The following is an 18,954-nucleotide window of genomic DNA, read 5'->3' as shown; positions in this document are numbered from 1 at the left end:
AATGGGCTGCTCCGTGCATACAGAAGACACGAAACATGAAGGATCTGCTGCAGCTAGAGGATTTGCGGGTATTTTGCCTGGTCGTCCGCAAGGGAGGATTTGCCGCCGCCGCCGAAGCCATGGCCGCATCCCCGGCCTATGTCAGCAAACGTATTCGTGTGCTGGAGCAATGCCTGGGATGTCGCCTGCTGGACCGTACCACCCGGCGTATTGCCATGACGGAACGTGGAGAACGCATCTACGGCTGGGCCGGGAAAATCCTGCAGGATGTGGAGCAGATGAGCGTGGAGATCGGTACGGCACGCGAGCAACCACGCGGCATCATTCGCATCAGCAGCAGCTTTGGCTTTGGCAGGGTGCATCTGGCACCGGCACTGGGGGAACTGGCACAGCACTACCCTGAGCTGAGCATCCGCTTCGAGGTAGCCGACTGTCTGGTTGACTTGGCACAAGAGGGAATCGACCTGGACATCCGGGTGGGAAACCAGATTGCCCCACAGCTGCTGGCGCGCAAGCTGGCCAATAACCGGCGCATCCTGTGCGCCTCACCAACCTATCTGGCACAACATGGCTCTCCGGCCACGCTCAATGCACTGAGCCAGCACAACTGCCTGGTCATCAAGGAAAGAGATCACCCTTTCGGGGTATGGCGCCTGCTCAGCCCGCAAGGGGAATGCAGCATTCGGGTACAGGGTGCGCTAGCGGCCAACCATGGCGAGGTGGTGCACCAATGGGCCTTGCAGGGACATGGCATCATGCTGCGCTCACTATGGGATGTGGCGCACGAACTGGAAGGGGGAGAACTGGTACAGGTACTGCCAGACTACTATCTGCCGGCAGACATCTGGGCAGTGTATCCGGAAAAGCTGGCCAACTCGGCCAAACTGCGTGTCTGTGTCGAATTCATCCAGCAGTATTTTCAGCGCGGCGGGCTGGCGTGATGCCCCTGCCCGCACGCCGATCAGCAACAATACAACACACTACTTTGGCTTGCGCAGGCTGGCCGGAGTATGGCCGGCCGGGCTATCCGGTCCGTCTTCGTCATCATCATCATCCGCCGCATAGGGCTGCGGCTTGACGCCGGGCAGGTCGACCGGCGGCGGGGCCTTGGACAGTCTGGCCAGCGAACCGATGGTGGACATCACCAGCGCCACGATGACAAACAGCCAGAACCAGGTTGAGTGCAGAAAATCCATGGCCTACTCCTTTTTCAGCACAGTGCGCCGCCCGGGCAAACAGGCGGCGTAGTGCGAGTGATCAGCCGCGACGCAGCAGGCGCGCCGCATCCAGCGCAAAGTAGGTCAGGATGCCATCCGCACCGGCCCGCTTGAATGCCAGCAGGCTTTCCATCATGCACTTTTCTTCGTTCAGCCAGCCATTCTGGAAGGCGGCCTTGAGCATGGCGTACTCACCGGACACCTGATAGGCATAGGTCGGCACGCGGAAAGTGTCTTTCACCCGGCGAATCACGTCCAGATAAGGCATGCCAGGCTTGATCATCACCATGTCGGCGCCCTCTTCCAGATCCATCGCCACTTCCTGGATGGCTTCATCCAGATTGGCCGGGTCCATCTGGTAATTGTATTTGTCAGCCTTGCCCAGATTGCCGGCCGAACCTACCGCATCACGGAAAGGGCCATAAAAGGCGGAAGCATACTTGGCCGAGTAGGCCAAAATCTTGGTGTGGATGAAACCGGCTTCTTCAAAGGCATCACGCAGCGCGCCAATACGACCATCCATCATGTCGGACGGGCCAAACACATCGACGCCGGCCTCGGCATGGCACAGACCCTGGCGAATCAGCACCTCGGTGGTTTCATCATTCAGCACATAGCCACTGTCATCGATCAGGCCATCCTGACCATGCACGGTATACGGGTCCAGTGCACCATCAGTCATCACGCCCAGCTCAGGAAAGCGCTGCTTGAGCGCACGTACCACGGTGGGTACCAGGCCATCCGGGTTATAGGCTTCCTGCGCAGCATTGTCCTTGCCGGTTTCAATCACCGGAAACAGCGACAACATGGGGATGCCCAGTTCCAGCGCCTGCTCGGCGGTATACAGCAGCTTGTCCAGGCTCTGACGCACCACGCCTGGCATGGAGGCGACTTCCTGCTCGCGATTTTCGCCTTCCAGCACAAACACCGGATAGATCAGGTCATTGGTGGTCAGTACGTTCTCGCGCATCAGCCGACGGGAAAAATCATCCTTGCGCATGCGACGCATGCGGGTGGCAGGGAAATAGCGGTTGGCAAAAATCATGGGGTTTCCATCACAGGTGACAATAGCAATGTCCGGAATTGTACGCCTGTTACTGCCAACTGGCAGTGCCATTCCCCTGCGGCGCGACTGCTGGTGGCATGCGCTGCGGCAAGCAGTGCATTTGAGGCAAGCAGTCGCTGCAACAGCGCGTCATACATCAGAAAAAATCATACCAAGCATTCTTACAGCTCATGGCAATTGACAATAACTGTTGTGTAAAAACTGCATTTTTATCAGACAAAACGTCTAATTTACCAAAATGCAACAGTCAAAATACTGAGTAGAACGATCGTTTGAATCAGAAAACTACAATAAAAAACAATATTCCGCAGATGGCCACTGAACTAAAAAATAATAGCAAACCATTGTTTTAAAAAAGAAAACAAAATATAAATCAAAAAAAACATCATGAAACATACTCAGTAGAAGATTTTTCCCATGGCAATTTGTTAATAAATGTTCATTGACGGTTACAAACGTGTTTCGCACACTCAGCCCCGTTGGTGAGATCAAGTTTTCACATGGCTTGCTTTACACCGCGCCCAGCCTGCCAACAGATCAGGCAGGCCTAGAAAAAACTACTAAAGGATTTAGAGGAATGAAAAAACTCGTACTCGTTGCTGCCCTCGCAGCAGCCATGCCGGTGCTCGCCCAAGCAGACGTGACCATCTACGGCTCCATTCGTGCTGGCCTTGACAGCATGAAGAGCAGCGACACCAACTTCAAGTCGAACACCGGTGTTGACGACTTTGCCAGCCGTATCGGCTTTAAGGGTAGCGAAGACCTGGGCAATGGCCTGAAGGCTATCTGGCAAGTTGAAACCGGTATGAACGTGGATGGCGTTACCACCGGCGGTACCGGTTCAGGCACCTTCGCCAACCGTACCAGCTTTGTTGGCGTAGAAGGCAACTTCGGTAAAATCCGCCTGGGTTACCTCGATGACGTACTGGGCGAGACCGAGTCTACCGACAACCTGTACGGCCCGCGTCGCGACAACACTGGTATGGCTTTCCCGCTGTATGAAGGCAGCGACGTATTCGGCACTTATGGTGATAGCCGCGTTAAAAATGGCGTGCGCTATGACAGCCCGGATCTGAACGGCTTCAATGCCATGGTTCACCTGGGCTCCGGTGAAGCACAAGCTGCTGGCGGCAAGAAAACCGGCAACACCCTGGGTACCCGTCTGGCCTACTCCAATGCCGGCTTCTTCGGTGCCTACGCCTACATGGCCAAGTACAATACCGTTGCCGATCACAACAGCGGTGTACACCGTGTTGAATTCGGTTACGACGCCAACAATCTCTACCTGGCCGCCACCTTGCAGAAAACCACTCTGTGGGGCGATGCCTGGTCCAAGAACACCGATGGCAGCTATGCAGTGTCTGGTATTGCTGGCACTACCGTTGCCAATACTGGCGCCAACAAGCTGACCAGCCGCTCCTGGGCTATCAATGCGGCCTACACCATCGGCGCCTTCAAGCCGTCCATCGTCTACTCCAAGCGCAGCAGCGTGAAGGTTGACGGCCAGTCACAAGACTGGGGTGCTACCCAGTGGGCAGCTGCAGTGGACTACAGCCTGAGCAAGCGCACCATGCTGCAAGCTGGCTACGGTCAGGTGAAGGAAGACAAGGGTGCACAAGCTGCACTGGGTTGGGCAGAAGACAAAGCTTCCATTACCTGGGTTATGCTGAAACACAACTTCTAAGCAAGATCCACTGGCTGGTTCCTTTGAAAAGTCATTTGCCACCGCTTTGCCGCGGTGGCTTTTTTCATTCTGCCGCCATCAACACCCCTGAAAAACAAAACCCCCGGAAAACCGGGGGTTGTTCAATAGTGCCTGCACGCAGCCGCAGACGCTGTCTGGCGGCTTATTCGAAGAAATCGCGCAGCTTGTCCATAAAGGACTTGGAACGCGGATTATGCATGGCAACGTCGCCCTGGCTGATGGCTTCGAACTCACGCAGCAGTTCGCGCTGGCGCTCGGTCAGCTTGACCGGCGTTTCCACCACCACGTGGCAATGCAGATCGCCATAGTCGGTACCGCGTACGGCCTTGACGCCCTTGCCGCGCAGACGGTATACCCGGCCACTTTGCGTTTCGGCGGCGATCTTCACCTTGGCCATGCCGTCCAGCGTGGGGATCTCCACCTCGCCGCCCAGCGCTGCCGTGGCAAAGGAAATCGGCATTTCGCAATGCAGGTCCATGCCGTCACGCTGGAATACCGCGTGCTGCTTGATATGGGTAACCACATACAGATCGCCGGACGGGCCGCCATTCTGTCCCGGCTCGCCTTCACCAGACAGGCGGATACGGTCGCCCTCATCCACCCCGGCCGGAATCTTCACGTTCAGCGTCTTGTTGGTCTTCTTCTGACCTGCACCATGGCAGCTGGTGCAAGGATCGCTGATCTGCTTGCCGGTGCCGTGGCAGGTCGGGCAGGTCTGCTGGATGGAGAAGAAACCCTGGCTCATGCGCACCTGACCATGTCCACCGCAGGTGGAGCAGGTCTTGGGCTGCGTACCCGGCTTGGCACCGGTGCCGTGGCAGACATCGCAATCCTCATGCGAGGGAATGCGGATCTGCTTTTCGCAGCCACGCGCCGCCTCTTCCAGTGAAATATCCAGGTTGTAGCGCAGGTCGGCACCGCGATAGACATTGGAACGACCACCACCGCCAGCACCGCCACGGCCACCGCCGAAAATGTCGCTGAAAATGTCGGCGAAATCGCCAAAGCCACCAAAACCGGCACCACCGCCGCCACCACCGGCTTGCGGGTCTACCCCGGCATGGCCGAACTGGTCGTAGGCACTGCGCTTCTGGCTGTCAGAGAGGATTTCATAGGCCTCTTTGACTTCCTTGAATTTTTCTTCGGCTTCCTTGCTGTCCGGATTGCGGTCCGGGTGATATTTCATCGCCAGCTTGCGGTATGCCTTTTTGATGTCGTCCTCGGAAGCATCACGATTGATGCCGAGCACATCATAAAAATCTCTTTTGGACATGGTGTTTCACTCTCTGGCCGCGACCAGCCGGTCCGGCAGGCAATGATCTTCTTGATACGGCAAAGGCACAGAGGCCGGTGGAGAGCCCTCCGCCATTCCCTGTGCCTCGTTCAGTCAGCAAGCGGGTGCTTACTTCTTGTCTTTCACTTCTTCGAACTCGGCATCCACCACATCGCCTTCCTCCTTGGCCTTGCCAGCATCGGCAGCGCCCTGGCCGGCTTCAGCCTGCTGCGCTTGGGCATACATGATTTCGCCCAGCTTCTGGCTGGCCTTGGCCAGTTCTTCGGTCTTGGCTTCGATGACAGCCTTGTCTTCGCTCTTCACCACTTCTTCAGCGGCCTTGACGGCGTCTTCGATCTTGGCCTTTTCAGCAGCGTCGATCTTGTCGCCGTGTTCCGCCAGCGACTTCTTCACGCTGTGGATCAGACCTTCTGCCTGGTTACGGGCAGTCACCAGCTCATGCAGCTTCTTGTCTTCCTCGGCATTGGCTTCGGCATCCTTCACCATGCGCTGGATTTCATCTTCCGACAGACCAGAAGACGCCTGGATGGTGATGTTGGCCTGCTTGCCGCTAGCCTTGTCCTTGGCGGACACATGCAGGATACCGTTGGCATCGATGTTGAATTCCACTTCGATTTGCGGAATGCCACGCGGTGCCGGCGGGATATCACCCAGGTTGAACTGGCCCAGGCTCTTGTTGGCGGCTGCCTTTTCACGTTCGCCTTGCAGCACGTGGATGGTTACCGCAGTCTGGTTGTCATCTGCCGTCGAGAAGGTTTGCGAAGCCTTGGTCGGGATGGTGGTGTTCTTCTGGATCAGCTTGGTCATCACGCCGCCCAGGGTTTCGATACCCAGCGACAGCGGGGTCACGTCCAGCAGCAGCACGTCCTTGCGCTCGCCGGACAGTACCGAGCCCTGAATCGCAGCACCAACGGCCACGGCTTCGTCCGGGTTCACGTCCTTGCGCGGTTCCTTGCCAAAGAATTCCTTAACGGCATCCTGTACCTTCGGCATGCGCGACTGACCGCCAACCAAGATCACGTCGGTGATGTCGGACAGCGAGACACCGGCGTCCTTCAGGGCCACGCGGCACGGCTCGATGGAGCGGGTGATCAGGTCGTCAACCAGGCTTTCGAACTTGGCACGGGTAATCTTCATGGCCAAGTGCTTCGGACCGGTGGCATCCATGGTGATGTACGGCAGGTTCACTTCGGTCTGGGTGGCGCTGGACAGCTCGATCTTGGCCTTTTCAGCAGCTTCCTTCAGACGTTGCAGGGCCATTACGTCGTTCTTCAGGTTCACGCCCTGTTCGCGCTGGAACTCGGTCACGATGTAATCGATGATGCGCTGGTCGAAGTCTTCACCGCCCAGGAAGGTGTCACCGTTGGTGGACAGCACTTCGAACTGGTGCTCGCCGTCAACGTCGGCGATTTCAATGATGGACACGTCGAAAGTACCACCGCCCAGATCGTATACTGCAATCTTGCGGTCGCCTTCCTGCTTGGCCAGGCCAAACGCCAGCGCAGCGGCAGTCGGTTCATTGATGATGCGCTTTACTTCCAGACCAGCAATACGGCCGGCATCCTTGGTAGCCTGACGCTGGCTGTCGTTGAAGTAGGCCGGAACGGTAATCACCGCTTCGGTCACTTCTTCGCCCAGGTAGTCTTCGGCAGCCTTTTTCATCTTGCGCAGTACTTCTGCGGAGATTTGCGGCGGAGCCAGTTCCTGATCGCGTACCTTGACCCAGGCGTCGCCATTGGGCGCCTTCATGATCTGGAAAGGCATCAGGTCGATGTCTTTTTGTACTTCCTTGTCTTCGAAGCGGCGGCCGATCAGGCGCTTGGCTGCGTAGAGGGTGTTTTTCGGGTTGGTCACAGCCTGACGCTTGGCCGGTGCGCCAACCAGGATTTCGCCGTCTTCCATATAAGCAATGATGGACGGGGTGGTGCGTGCGCCTTCGGCGTTTTCAATCACCTTGGGGTTACCGCCCTCAACAACTGCTACGCAGGAGTTGGTGGTGCCCAGGTCGATACCAATGATTTTGCCCATATTCAGTATTCCTTTATCTCAATTCGTTGCGACTGCGGCCAAACGCTGATAGCCGAGGCCTGTTGTCTTCATAGGTATTGGCTATGCTGTCTTTTTCAAGTGGCCGCCAAGAACCTTTTTATGATTTCCGGGTCAGGCACGCGCCTTGGCCACGATCACCATGGCCGGACGCAGCGTGCGCTCAGCCAGCTGATAACCTTTCTGTAGCACCCGTAACACCGTATTGGCTTCGGCATCGGATTCTTCCGCGCTCATGGCCTGATGCTGGTGCGGGTCGAGCTTGTCGCCCACTGCCGGCGAAATTTCCTTGATCTGCGCCTTGTCAAAGGCGGCCACCAGTTGTTTCAGCGTCATGTCCACGCCCATTTTCAGGGTGTCGATCTGACCGCTCTGGTCCAGCAGCGCCATTTCCAGGTAGTCCTTTACCGGTACCAGTTCCTGGGCAAACTTGTTGATGGCGTACTTCTGGGTGTTAAGCAGCTCTTCAGCATTGCGACGACGCTGGTTTTCCTGATCTGCACGACTGCGCAGCAACTGATCCTGCAGTTCGGCAAGCTGTGCCTCCAGTGCGGCGATGCGCTGTTCAGCGGTTTGCTCGACAGTCTGTTCGCTGGCTGCTGCGTTGATGGTTTCGTCGACCGCGGCTTCGTTGGTCGCGTTGTTCTGGTTTTCCTGCATGGCAAGACCTCAAGTGAATCAGCTTTTAACGATGTCCCGATGCCAGATAAGGTCTCTCTGCGGGAATTCAAGTCCCTGGTCTTGCCAAGGGTTCACAACCGCTGTGACCAGCGCTCACCTCGCGGTGCGTTTTCGGACTTTTCTTTTCGCAACTGCAACAAAAACTGGGCGATCAATTATTCATTTTTCGCCACAATTGTCACCTTCTGAACATCGTGGTTTTTTCGGTGTTGCACCGCACACAAGCTATTTTTTTTGTGCTTATAATGAGCCACACACGCTGAATGACCCACCAAGCAAAGCCGTTATCCGCGGGCTTTTGGTGGTCAGAACGGGCAACAGGCAAAAACCGTTGTCAACAAAATCACTCCGGAAAAACCGGAATGTCATTTGGCCAGAGGATTGCCGGAATTCACCGGTCTGCAGAGAAAACTATTCGAGAAGGGTTTGAACATGACTACTCGCGAACAACGTATCGCCGCCATTCAACATGACTGGGACACCAACCCGCGCTGGAAGGGTATCAAGCGTGGTTACACCGCCGCCGACGTAGAGCGTCTGCGTGGTTCGGTGCAAGTGGAACACACCCTGGCCCGCCAAGGCGCCGAGAAACTGTGGAACCTGGTCAACAACGAACCCTACATCAACTGTCTGGGCGCGCTGACCGGTGGTCAGGCCATGCAGCAGGTGAAAGCCGGTATCAAGGCCATCTACCTGTCCGGCTGGCAAGTGGCTGCTGACAACAACGAATACTCCGCCATGTACCCGGACCAGTCCTTGTACCCGGTGGACTCGGTGCCGAAGGTAGTAGAGCGCATCAACAACGCCTTCACCCGCGCCGACGAAATCCAGCACTCCAAAGGTGTTGAAAAAGGTGCCGCCGGTTTTGTTGACTACTACGCTCCCATCGTAGCCGATGCCGAAGCCGGTTTCGGTGGCGTACTGAACGCCTACGAACTGATGAAGGCCATGATCCGCGCTGGTGCCGGTGGTGTGCACTTTGAAGACCAACTGGCCTCGGTTAAGAAATGTGGCCACATGGGCGGCAAGGTACTGGTACCGACCCAGGAAGCCATCCAGAAGCTGATCGCCGCCCGTATGGCTGCCGACGTGTACGGCGTGCCGACCCTGGTGATTGCCCGTACCGACGCGGAAGCTGCTGATTTGATCACCAGCGACTACGATGCCAACGACAAGCCCTTCCTGACTGGCGAGCGCACTGCCGAAGGCTTCTACAAGACCAAGAAGGGTCTGGAACAAGCCATCAGCCGCGCCGTAGCCTACGCTGACTACGCCGACCTGGTATGGTGCGAAACCGGCACGCCGGATCTGGAATTTGCCCGCAAATTTGCCGAAGCGGTACACGCCAAGCATCCGGGCAAGCTGCTGGCCTACAACTGCTCGCCGTCCTTCAACTGGAAAAAGAACCTGGACGATGCCACCATCGCCAAGTTCCAGCGCGAACTGGGTGCCATGGGCTACAAATACCAGTTCATCACTTTGGCTGGTATCCACAGCATGTGGTACAACATGTACGATCTGGCACAAGACTATGTTGCACGCGGCATGTCGGCCTACGTCGAGAAGGTACAAGAGCCGGAATTCGCAGCACGCGACCGCGGCTACACCTTCGTATCGCACCAGCAGGAAGTGGGCACCGGCTACTTCGACGATGTCACCACCGTGATCCAGGGCGGCCAGTCCAGCGTGACCGCGCTGACCGGCTCCACCGAAGAAGAGCAGTTCCACTAAGCTGCGCATACCGGTCGCCGGTAACGCATCGACAGCCCGCCGCAAGGCGGGTTTTTTATTGCCCGCGCAAAATGATGTCGTGGCAAAACCACCACAGTCAATTCTACAATTTGTAAAACAAACAGCCTTAAACATCAATAATTTCTACATTAAGTCCAAATTATTTTCTTTCTAAATAAAATTAAATCAAATTAAATGAAAATATAAGACTTTCTGTCAAACTTCTCTGCAAGCCACAAGCTCATCATGCCCTTGCAAAGGAGATCCCCATGCTGCCCTTCCCCACCCATCGTTATCCGACTTTCCAGCCCTGGCCGCTGCCAGACCGGCAATGGCCGTCACGTCAGCAGACTCATGCTCCGATCTGGCTCAGCACTGATCTGCGTGACGGCAACCAGGCCCTGGCCGAGCCGCTGACAGTGGAACAGAAGCTGCACTTTTTCGACGTGCTGGTGCAATGTGGCTTCAAGGAAATCGAAGTTGCCTTCCCTGCCGCCTCGCAAACAGATTTCGATTTCGTGCGACGTCTGATTGAAGACGGCCGGGTTCCCGACGATGTCACGCTGCAGGTGATCACCCAATCACGCGTCGATTTGATCGCCCGCACCTTCGATGCCCTGCGTGGCGCACGGCGCGCCATTGTTCACCTCTACAACGCCACCGCGCCGGCTTGGCGCGAAATGGTATTCGGCCTGGATGTAGCCGGAGTAACCCAACTGGCAGTTGATGGTTGCCGTCTGATACGTAAGCACGCACAACAACAGCCAGACACAGAATGGGTATTCCAGTATTCACCGGAGACCTTCTCTGCGACCGAGGCTGAGGTTGCCCTCTCGGTGTGTACCGCCGTCATCGATTGCTGGGGACCCACGCCAAGCAAACCGATGATCCTCAATCTGCCGGCAACAGTAGAGATGTCAACACCCAACACCTATGCCGACCAGATCGAATGGCTATCCCGCCGCCTGCCGCACCGAGACAGCCTGATTCTCAGCGTCCACCCCCACAACGACCGGGGCAGCGCGGTAGCGGCAGCCGAGCTGGCGATGCTGGCCGGTGCTGAACGGGTGGAAGGCTGTCTGTTCGGTAACGGCGAACGCACCGGCAATGTCGACCTCGTGACGCTGGCGCTCAACCTCTACAGCCAGGGGCTTGCACCAGGCCTGGATTTTTCCGACATCGACACCCTGCGCCGACAAGTAGAGGACTTTCTGCAATTACCGGTGCATCCACGCCACCCCTACGCCGGCGAGTTGGTCTACACCGCCTTTTCCGGGTCGCATCAGGACGCCATCCGCAAAGGCCTCGCGCAGCAAAAGGCCGATGAGCCATGGCGTGTACCCTATCTGCCGATAGACCCGGCCGATGTAGGCCGAAGCTACGAAGCGGTAATCCGCGTCAACAGTCAATCAGGTAAGGGAGGCATTAGCTGGCTGCTGGAAAGACACTACGGCTTGCGCTTGCCACGCGCCTTCCAGACCGACCTCAGCCACCGTGCGCAACTCGCCGCCGACAGCGATGGTAAAGAGCTGGAGCCCATCCGGCTGTACGCCTTGTTCGAGGCCGCTTATCTGACGCCGGCCAACAACTGGCGCTATCAGGCGCATTCGCTGAGCAACACAGCAAACGGCGCTGTCACGCTGGAAGTGCAACTGCTGACCGCAAATGGCCCATGCACGCTGCGCGGCAGCGGCCAAGGACTAATCAGCGCCTTGCTAGACGCCTTGCCACAAGCGGTGCAGGTGCTGGATTACCAGGAGCATGCGCTGGCCAGTGGCTCGGATGCCTGCGCCATCTGCTACGTCGAACTGATGCTAGCCGCAGGCAAGCGCGTCCTGGCTGCAGCGACAGATGCGGATGTGGAGCGCGCAGCGCTGCGCGCGGTACTGGCAGGCCTCACCACCACGCCGACCATCACCAGCGCGGAGGCTGCCGCGTGATTGTTTAGTTGAGCTAAACAATTTATTCATCCAACAGCGCTTTTTCTTGCACGATTTCTCACCAATACTATGAACATCCGGCCTGCGGCAGCGCAGGCCGCTTAACTTCTCATGATCGTCCTTCACGAAAGGCAAGAACATGGCAAAAGTCGTCGTCGTTTATCACTCCGGTTACGGTCATACCCAACGCGTTGCCCAGCAAGTGGCTGCCGGTGCCAATGCCGAACTCATCGCCATCGATGCCGAAGGCAATGTGCCGGACAGCGCCTGGGATACCTTGGCGGCTGCAGATGCCATCATCTTTGGCTCGCCCACCTATATGGGCAGCCCGAGCTGGCAGTTCAAGAAATTTGCCGATGCCAGCTCCAAAGCCTGGTTTACCCGCGCCTGGCAGGACAAGGTATTTGGCGGTTTCACCAATAGCGCCAGTCTGAATGGCGACAAGCAGGTAGCACTGATCAACCTGCAAACCCTGGCCTCGCAACACGGTGGCATCTGGGTCAGCCTGGGTCTGCTGCCCAGCAACAGCAAGGCAGCCGCCCGTACCGACGTCAACAATCTGGGTGGCTCGGTCGGCCTGCTGGTGCAATCCCCGTCAGATGCCAGCGTGGATGAAATTCCGCAAGGCGACCTGGACACCGCCAAGCAATACGGCGCACGCGTAGCCGCCATCGCCGCCAAGCTGCGCGGCTGATTGTGCTAGCTGTATCAGCTAGCTAAAGATGTAAAAAAAGCCACCTTGTTCAAGGTGGCTTTTTTCATGGGCAATCGCCGGCTCAGGACTGCTTGTGCAGATGAGAGTTCTTGCGTGAGTAACCGAAGTAGACCGCCAGGCCAATCACCAGCCACACCACGAAGCACAGCCAGGTGAGTGCGGACAGCTGGGTCATCAGGAAGACACAGAAAATGACCGCCAGTGCCGGCACATACGGTACACCCGGGCAGTGGAACTTGCGCGGCAGGTTGGGTTCGGTCTTGCGCAGCTTGATGATGGCGATGGCAATCAGCGAGAACGCCGCCAGGGTGCCGATGTTCACCAGCTCGGCCAGGGTGTGCAGCGGAATGAAACCGGCAATCAGCGCAATGATGGAGCCGATCAGCCAGGTGGCCTTGTACGGCGTGCCGTATTTCGGGTTTACCTCGGAGAAGATCTTTGGCAGCAGGCCATCTCGGCTCATGGCGAACAGGATGCGGGTCTGGCCGTAGGTCATCACCAGAATCACCGTCAGCATGCCCAGAATGGCACCCAGGTCGACAAAGCCGGCAAACCAGTCCAGCTTGGCCACTTGCAGGGCCAGCGATACCGGGTGGTCGATACCGGCAAACTGGGCGTAAGGCACGATGCCGGTCATGATGGCCGACACGATGACGTACAGGATGGAACAGATGGCCAGCGACCAGATCACGCCCTTGGGAATGTCACGCGCCGGGTCTTTCACTTCTTCGGCTGCGCAGGTCACTGCATCAAACCCGAGGAAGCTGAAGAACACGATAGCCGCGCCATGGAACACGCCATTCATGCCATAAGGCAGGGCCGGGCTCCAGTTGACCGGCTTGACGTGCCAGATGCCGATGGCGATGAATACCAGTACCACAGCGACCTTGATCAGCACCACGATATTGTTGACGCGCTTGGATTCCTTGATGCCAAAAGCCAGCAAGGCGGTAATCAGGATGGCGATGGTAAAGGCCGGCAGGTTGAACAGCGTCTCCTTGCCCGGCACAGCCCCGGCGGCGGCCGTCAGGGCCACCGGCAGATGAATGCCGAAACCACCCAACAGGCTTTGGAAGTAGCCGGACCAACCAACGGATACCGCCGAGGAGGCCAGCAGGTATTCCAGCATCAGGTCCCAGCCGATGATCCAGGCCACCAGCTCGCCCAGCGTGGCATAGGCATAGGTGTAAGTGGAGCCGGAAATCGGCAGCATGGCGGCAAATTCGGCATAGCACAGCGCGGCAAAACCGCAGGCCATGGCACCGATGATGAAGGACAGCACCAGTCCCGGGCCGGCCACCGTGGCACCGGTACCGGTCAGCACGAAAATACCGGTACCGATGATGGCACCGATCCCCAGCATGGTCAGGTCGAAAGCCGTCAGCTCCTTGCGAAGCCCTTTGGCGGTCTGGGCAAATTCCAGCATGCCCTGAACGCTCTTCTTGCGCATCAAACTCATGTTCAGACTATCCTGTGTGCGCCGCTTCCCCTTGCCATGTTTGGGCGACGGGGTAGCCGGCGTTGATGATCATACTCAGCCCATCCGCGGCTGCCCCGTCTGTTGCCGGTTCGTGACCGACACCTCAACGCAGGACACTGCAGCGGAAAACGCGCGATCTTACAGGAAGGGGGGAACAGTTCAAGCCATAAAATCGGACAAAGTGTATCCATTATCCATTCCATGGCAGTTCTGGCAGCAGGATTTGCCTCAAAGCTGTCATAAGCCTGCAAGACAAGGCAGTTAATAGCGCTAGATAGCCCACAATCCGGTAGAAATTGCCATAAAAACGCAATGCCATGCCTATTTGACAGCAGTTTGCCTTACTGCAAATCTGATTCGCCCTGCCGCAACATAATGCGACAGGGCGCGATGACAGCAGACTGAATCACCACCAGGCTTCGATTTGCGCCCCCAGCGTGGTGGCATTGCGCCGGCCATTGCTGGCAAACGTACTGGCATTGGCCAGGGCTGCGGCATCATTCCAGTTAAAGCGGCTGACATATAGCCGGAACTCCGGTCGACTCCAGAAATCGGTATCCGGAGCAAACGCCAGCGCCAGCGTGGCCTTGTTCAACTGCTGCGTATCCTGCCCGTCGGTGTTGCGGCTGGTCAGGCCAACCTCACCCAGCAACTTGATATTGGCCACCAGCCCGTAGGAAAGGCGCCCACCCAGGCTGACATCACGGTATTTGGCGGCATGATCGGGAGCCACGGTCTGGTAGCCGAACACCGCCTGTCCGCCAAAACGACCACGCTGCCAGCTGAGCACTTCGGCCAGCCGGTTCTGTCTGGCCCCTGGCTGGGCGGCCCCCGCGCTATCCAGATTGTAAAACTCGCCGGACAGTGAGGCATGGCCGGAGGCAGTCTGCAGGAACAGTGCGTTTTGCAGCCCGGTCACCAGGAAGTCTTGCTGATTATGCAGCAGCCCCCAGGCACTGCCGGCCTTGCCCATGGCAAAGTCTCCGCTGATGACGCCACCGGTCAGCGCCAGCTTGCCCCCGGGATTGCTTGCAATATTGATCAGCTGGAAATTGACACGTCGCGCATTGTTCAGCGTGGCATTGCTATTGGCATAGTTGCCCGAGCTGGACAGGGACACATTCAGCCGCGCGCTGTGGCCGATGGCAATGCCGTCGACGCCGGCACCGTAATTGTCACCATCCTGCATCAGCCAGTTGTCCAGAATATGGATGTCCTGAATGCGGTGGTAGCGCTGGCCAGCCCAGAAGGTCAACTCGGGGGCAAAGGCCAAGCCGGACAGATAGGCATAGAGCTGTGCGGCGCTGGTCTTGCTAGTGCTGCCGCTGTCGCCGATCACCGGGTCATAGCTATAAAAGGTGGGCATGGCGTATACCCCCCAGCTGACGCCACCGCTGCCACTCCATTTCTTGCCGATACCGAATTCGCCGTAGGTGTCACCTTCGTTACCCAGCCGGAAGTGCTGTAAATCGCCGCCCAGTTGGTATTGGCCGCGCGGTTCATCCTTGCCGCCGGAGTAAAAGCCGCTACGTAAATAGCCATCAAAACTGAAACCGCTGTCTTCCAGTGCCTGTTTCATGGCACTGCCCAATTGCTCGGCACTGGGCGTACTGCCGCCGCTTGTACTGTCGGCGGCCATGGCGGCTCCACTCAGGCCCAGTAGCAAGGCACTCAGGACGATGGTCGATGGTGTTGTTGTCATGGGTATTCTCCTTATCCGTGTTATTGATCTGCGCAACGCCGCCCTGCTGTCCCCCAGAGCGTGGCGTGCGGGCAAAGCTCCGCCCTGCCGGCGCAAGCGCAGGCATGACGGTCATGCGGGGTCAGGTGTCGTTAAGGTGGTGTGACGGGATAAAACCGGTACAGCAGCGAATGCCAGGGGCGCAGCTGCCATTGCCAGCCGGCTGGCGGTGCCGGGTAGTTGCTCAACAGCAACTCGGCTTGCCAGCCCTCCGGAATCACCCCCTCCGGCAGCCGGTAGCTTTGCGCTTCGGCTCCGAAATGGCTGATCACCAGCAACATTTCTGCGGCGCTACGCCGGGTATACACCCACAGGCTGGGGTGTTCCGGCGTCAGGCAGCGGTAATCGCCATCAGCTAGTACCGGGTATTGCTTGCGCAGGGCAATCAAGCGCCGGTAGTGGTGCAAGACCGAATCCGGATCGGCCAGGGCAGCGGCCACATTGATGTGGCCAGCATCATCGGCCAGCCGCAACCAGGGCTGGGCCTGGCTGAAGCCGGCAAACCGACTGTTGTCCCATTGCATGGGCGTGCGGCTGTTATCACGTGATTTCTGGCGGATCACCGCCATCGCCTGTGTGCGATCCAGCCCGCTGGCCAGCAGCTGCTGGTAGGCATTGAGGCTTTCCACATCGCGCAGCTCTTCAATGTGCTGGAATGCCGGATTGGCCATGGCGATTTCCTCGCCCTGAAAGAGATAAGGCGTGCCTTGCAGGCCATGCAGGGCGGTGGCCAGCATCTTGGCCGAAACCTGCCGGTACTGGCCTTCATCGCCAAAGCGCGATACCACGCGCGGCTGATCATGGTTGCACCAGAACAAAGCGTTCCAGCCCCCCCCGGCATGCATGCCCTGCTGCCAGTCCGACAGGATGCGTTTGAGGCCGACAAAGTCGAAGCGGCCCAGCTGCCACTTCTGCCCCTGCGGGTAATCGACCTTTAGGTGATGAAAATTGAAGGTCATCGACAACTCACGCCGCTCCGGGTGCGAATAATCGATGCAGTGCGCCAGCGAGGTGGACGACATCTCGCCCACAGTCAGCAGTTCGCGCCCGGCAAAGACTTCGCGGTGCATCTGCTGCAGGTATTCGTGCACGCGCGGGCCATCGGTATAAAAATGGCGGCCATCGCTGTCATCTTCGGAAAAAGCCGGGTCTTTCGAGATCAGGTTGATCACGTCCAGCCGGAAACCGGCCACCCCCTTGTCCGCCCAAAAACGCATCATCTCGAACACCGCCTGACGCAACTGCGGGTTTTCCCAGTTCAGGTCGGCCTGGGTCTGATCGAACAGATGCAGATAATACTGGCCGCTTTCCGGCTCGAAAGCCCAGGCCGAGCCACCAAACTTGGACTGCCAGTTATTGGGCTGGTCGCGCCAGATATAGAAGTCGCGGTAGAAATTGTCGCGCCCCTTCAGCGCCTGGCGAAACCAGGCGTGCTCGGTCGAGGTATGGTTGACCACGATGTCCAGCATGATGCCGATGCCACGCTGCCGCGCCTCGGCCAGCAGCAGCTCGAAATCAGCCATGCTGCCGTAGGCCGGATCAATGCGGTAATAATCGCTGACATCGTAGCCATTGTCCTTTTGCGGCGAGCAGTAAAACGGCGTCAGCCATAGATAATCCACGCCCAGCCAGGCCAGGTAGTCCAGCCGGTCGACCACCCCCAGCAGATCGCCGGTAGTCTGCTGGCGATGGCTGCTGAAACTCTTGGGATAAATCTGGTAGACCACGGCCTGCTTCATGTTGTCAGGCATGCTGTGCTACCTCATCCCCGGCCATGGCAGCATGCCGGCGCGCCAGCAGCAGGGTAAGGCAGATCGGGACGATGATCGCCACCAGTGTTCCCAGCAAAAACAGCGGAATGAATGTGGGAATGATGGAAATAAATGCCGGCAGGCCGCCTACCCCGATGGCCGCCGCCCGGACATGGCCCAGGGTAATCAGCACAGCGGCGCAGGCCGAACCGGTCAGCCCGGCATAAAAGGGCAGCTTGTAGCGCAGGTTCACCCCGAACATGGCCGGCTCGGTGATGCCAAAGAAGGCCGAGATGGCGGAGGTGGAAGCCATGCTCTTGTCGCGTGGCGACTTGAGCAGCCAGAACATGGCCAGCGCCGCACTACCCTGCGCGATATTGGACAGCGCAATCATCGGCCAGATGAAGGTGCCGCCCTGGTTGGCAATCAGCTGCAGGTCTACCGCGATAAACATGTGATGCATGCCGGTCAGTACCAGCGGGGCATACAGCGCGCCAAACAGTAAAGCGCCCAGCCATGGTGCCAGATTGAACACATAGACCAGCGCATCGGTAATGGCGATACCCAGATGGCGCGTCAGCGGGCCGATCACTGCCAGCGCCAGCAGGCCGCTGATCACAATGGTCACGATGGGAATCACCAGCAGCTGGATGGCGTTGGGCACGCGCGGGCGCAGCCACAGCTCGATACGGCTCATGACCCAGCTGGCGGCGAGAATCGGCAGAATCTGCCCCTGGTAGCCCACTTTTTCGATATGCAGGCCAAATACATCAAAATACGGCACGGATGCACCGTCCAGCCCGGCAGCGGCTTTGCCGTAGTTCCAGGCGTTGAGCAAATCCGGATGCACCAGCAACAAGCCCAACACGATGCCAAGGATCTCACTGCCGCCAAAGCGCTTGGCTGCCGACCACCCAACCAGCGCCGGCAAGAACACAAAGGAAGTGTTGGCCATCATATTGATCAGCCCCCACACCCCATCCAGGCCGGGATAGGCCTGCAGCAGGGTTTTATCCGCGATGAACATGCCACGGGCACCCAGCAGGTTGTTCAGGCCCATCAGCAGGCCAGCCACGATAATGGCCGGCAGAATCGGCATGAACACATCGGAAAACACCTTCACCAGCTGTTGCAGCCGGTTTTGCTTGTGATCACCACTGGACTTCACCTGTGCCACCGTGGCGGTGGCGATCCCTGCCTGCGCCACCAGCTCGGCATAAACCCGGTCGACATCCCCGGCACCAATCACGATTTGAAACACCCCGGCATTGCTGAAACAGCCCTTGACCAGTTCGACCTGGCGTATGGCATCGACCTGCACCAGGCTGTCGTCACGCAGGGCGATGCGCAGCCGGGTCAGGCAGTGGGCTGCCTGCTGGATATTGCCAGCCCCGCCAATGGCAGCAAGCAGTTGAGCGGCAATTGCTGAATAGTTCTGGCTCATTTTGTCTCCGTCCTGTTTGGCAGCCGGGACAAGACATTAATGCCGCTTGCCCAGACTGATGGTTTGTCAGTCACCATGACGGCATTAAACTCGTACAGACGAGTTATTGCAATACTCGTATGTACGAGTTGGCATTTTTATCA

14 protein-coding genes are annotated in these 18,954 nt (G+C 57.9%); 5 read left to right on the top strand and 9 right to left on the bottom strand.

Translation table 11 applies throughout. The annotated features are described in order from the left end of the window. The first annotated feature begins 35 nt into the window (after nucleotides 1-35). Complete coding sequence (locus H2Z84_RS02165) at nucleotides 36-941, top strand: LysR family transcriptional regulator (RefSeq protein ID WP_181834517.1); 906 nt, start codon at nucleotides 36-38, stop codon at nucleotides 939-941. A 39-nt stretch (nucleotides 942-980) separates the two neighbouring features. Here the strand turns inward: H2Z84_RS02165 and H2Z84_RS02160 are convergent, their stop codons facing one another. Together H2Z84_RS02160 and hemB are read right to left on the bottom strand one after the other, a co-directional pair. Beyond that, nucleotides 981-1,196, bottom strand: a complete 216-nt coding sequence (locus tag H2Z84_RS02160) for a hypothetical protein (protein ID WP_124644770.1) — start codon at nucleotides 1,194-1,196, stop codon at nucleotides 981-983. 61 nt (nucleotides 1,197-1,257) lie between these two features. Then, nucleotides 1,258-2,262, bottom strand: a complete 1,005-nt coding sequence (gene hemB, locus H2Z84_RS02155) for a porphobilinogen synthase (protein ID WP_181834516.1) — start codon at nucleotides 2,260-2,262, stop codon at nucleotides 1,258-1,260. Between the two features lie 598 nt (nucleotides 2,263-2,860). Here hemB and H2Z84_RS02150 point away from each other — a divergent pair. Further along, the gene (locus tag H2Z84_RS02150; protein ID WP_181834515.1) at nucleotides 2,861-3,967 is read left to right on the top strand and encodes a porin; all 1,107 of its coding nucleotides are present in this window, start codon (nucleotides 2,861-2,863) and stop codon (nucleotides 3,965-3,967) included. A gap of 163 nt (nucleotides 3,968-4,130) precedes the next feature. Here the strand turns inward: H2Z84_RS02150 and dnaJ are convergent, their stop codons facing one another. The 3 genes from dnaJ to grpE all read right to left on the bottom strand — a co-directional run bounded on the left by dnaJ (nucleotide 4,131) and on the right by grpE (nucleotide 7,988). Further along, nucleotides 4,131-5,261: a molecular chaperone DnaJ gene (dnaJ, locus tag H2Z84_RS02145; RefSeq protein ID WP_181834514.1), complete on the bottom strand. Its 1,131-nt coding sequence runs from the start codon at nucleotides 5,259-5,261 to the stop codon at nucleotides 4,131-4,133. A gap of 129 nt (nucleotides 5,262-5,390) precedes the next feature. Further along, nucleotides 5,391-7,310, bottom strand: coding sequence for a molecular chaperone DnaK (gene dnaK, locus H2Z84_RS02140; protein ID WP_181834513.1), 1,920 nt, complete (start codon nucleotides 7,308-7,310; stop codon nucleotides 5,391-5,393). Nucleotides 7,311-7,442: 132 nt separating this feature from the next. Then, entirely contained in the window at nucleotides 7,443-7,988 is a 546-nt protein-coding gene (gene grpE, locus H2Z84_RS02135) for a nucleotide exchange factor GrpE (protein WP_103523346.1), read from the bottom strand. A gap of 453 nt (nucleotides 7,989-8,441) precedes the next feature. Here grpE and aceA point away from each other — a divergent pair, with 453 nt between their 5' ends. The 3 genes from aceA to H2Z84_RS02120 all read left to right on the top strand — a co-directional run bounded on the left by aceA (nucleotide 8,442) and on the right by H2Z84_RS02120 (nucleotide 12,374). After that, a complete protein-coding gene (aceA, locus tag H2Z84_RS02130; RefSeq protein ID WP_103523347.1) occupies nucleotides 8,442-9,740 on the top strand; it encodes an isocitrate lyase in 1,299 nt (432 codons plus the stop codon). 269 nt (nucleotides 9,741-10,009) lie between these two features. Next, nucleotides 10,010-11,680, top strand: coding sequence for a 2-isopropylmalate synthase (gene leuA, locus H2Z84_RS02125; RefSeq protein WP_181834512.1), 1,671 nt, complete (start codon nucleotides 10,010-10,012; stop codon nucleotides 11,678-11,680). Between the two features lie 139 nt (nucleotides 11,681-11,819). After that, the gene (locus H2Z84_RS02120) at nucleotides 11,820-12,374 is read left to right on the top strand and encodes a flavodoxin family protein (RefSeq protein ID WP_181834511.1); all 555 of its coding nucleotides are present in this window, start codon (nucleotides 11,820-11,822) and stop codon (nucleotides 12,372-12,374) included. Between the two features lie 82 nt (nucleotides 12,375-12,456). Here the strand turns inward: H2Z84_RS02120 and bcaP are convergent, their stop codons facing one another. The 4 genes from bcaP to treP form a co-directional block, all read right to left on the bottom strand. Beyond that, complete coding sequence (gene bcaP, locus H2Z84_RS02115; protein WP_309545425.1) at nucleotides 12,457-13,854, bottom strand: branched-chain amino acid transporter BcaP; 1,398 nt, start codon at nucleotides 13,852-13,854, stop codon at nucleotides 12,457-12,459. Nucleotides 13,855-14,281: 427 nt separating this feature from the next. After that, entirely contained in the window at nucleotides 14,282-15,577 is a 1,296-nt protein-coding gene (locus H2Z84_RS02110) for a carbohydrate porin (protein ID WP_181834510.1), read from the bottom strand. A 131-nt stretch (nucleotides 15,578-15,708) separates the two neighbouring features. Further along, complete coding sequence (gene treC / locus H2Z84_RS02105; protein WP_181834509.1) at nucleotides 15,709-17,367, bottom strand: alpha,alpha-phosphotrehalase; 1,659 nt, start codon at nucleotides 17,365-17,367, stop codon at nucleotides 15,709-15,711. Continuing rightward, nucleotides 17,360-18,811 (bottom strand): PTS system trehalose-specific EIIBC component, encoded by a 1,452-nt coding sequence (gene treP / locus H2Z84_RS02100; RefSeq protein ID WP_181834508.1) that lies wholly within the window; start codon nucleotides 18,809-18,811, stop codon nucleotides 17,360-17,362. Before treP ends, treC begins: the two co-directional genes overlap by 8 nt. Nucleotides 18,812-18,954: the final 143 nt, after the last annotated feature.

Source organism: Aquitalea aquatica (assembly GCF_013911085.1).
Taxonomy (GTDB): Bacteria; Pseudomonadota; Gammaproteobacteria; order Burkholderiales; family Chromobacteriaceae; genus Aquitalea; species Aquitalea aquatica.
Note: the sequence above shows the minus strand (reverse complement) of the source record. Positions and strands in the feature narration are given on the sequence as shown.

Excerpts from the sequence above, each read along its gene's own strand:
- H2Z84_RS02165 (WP_181834517.1), top strand. The coding sequence starts at position 36 with ATGAAGGATCTGCTGCAGCTAGAGGATTTGCGGGTATTTTGCCTGGTC.
- H2Z84_RS02160 (WP_124644770.1), bottom strand. The coding sequence starts at position 1,196 with ATGGATTTTCTGCACTCAACCTGGTTCTGGCTGTTTGTCATCGTGGCG.
- hemB (WP_181834516.1), bottom strand. The coding sequence starts at position 2,262 with ATGATTTTTGCCAACCGCTATTTCCCTGCCACCCGCATGCGTCGCATG.
- H2Z84_RS02150 (WP_181834515.1), top strand. The coding sequence starts at position 2,861 with ATGAAAAAACTCGTACTCGTTGCTGCCCTCGCAGCAGCCATGCCGGTG.
- dnaJ (WP_181834514.1), bottom strand. The coding sequence starts at position 5,261 with ATGTCCAAAAGAGATTTTTATGATGTGCTCGGCATCAATCGTGATGCT.
- dnaK (WP_181834513.1), bottom strand. The coding sequence starts at position 7,310 with ATGGGCAAAATCATTGGTATCGACCTGGGCACCACCAACTCCTGCGTA.
- grpE (WP_103523346.1), bottom strand. The coding sequence starts at position 7,988 with ATGCAGGAAAACCAGAACAACGCGACCAACGAAGCCGCGGTCGACGAA.
- aceA (WP_103523347.1), top strand. The coding sequence starts at position 8,442 with ATGACTACTCGCGAACAACGTATCGCCGCCATTCAACATGACTGGGAC.
- leuA (WP_181834512.1), top strand. The coding sequence starts at position 10,010 with ATGCTGCCCTTCCCCACCCATCGTTATCCGACTTTCCAGCCCTGGCCG.
- H2Z84_RS02120 (WP_181834511.1), top strand. The coding sequence starts at position 11,820 with ATGGCAAAAGTCGTCGTCGTTTATCACTCCGGTTACGGTCATACCCAA.
- bcaP (WP_309545425.1), bottom strand. The coding sequence starts at position 13,854 with ATGAGTTTGATGCGCAAGAAGAGCGTTCAGGGCATGCTGGAATTTGCC.
- H2Z84_RS02110 (WP_181834510.1), bottom strand. The coding sequence starts at position 15,577 with ATGACAACAACACCATCGACCATCGTCCTGAGTGCCTTGCTACTGGGC.
- treC (WP_181834509.1), bottom strand. The coding sequence starts at position 17,367 with ATGCCTGACAACATGAAGCAGGCCGTGGTCTACCAGATTTATCCCAAG.
- treP (WP_181834508.1), bottom strand. The coding sequence starts at position 18,811 with ATGAGCCAGAACTATTCAGCAATTGCCGCTCAACTGCTTGCTGCCATT.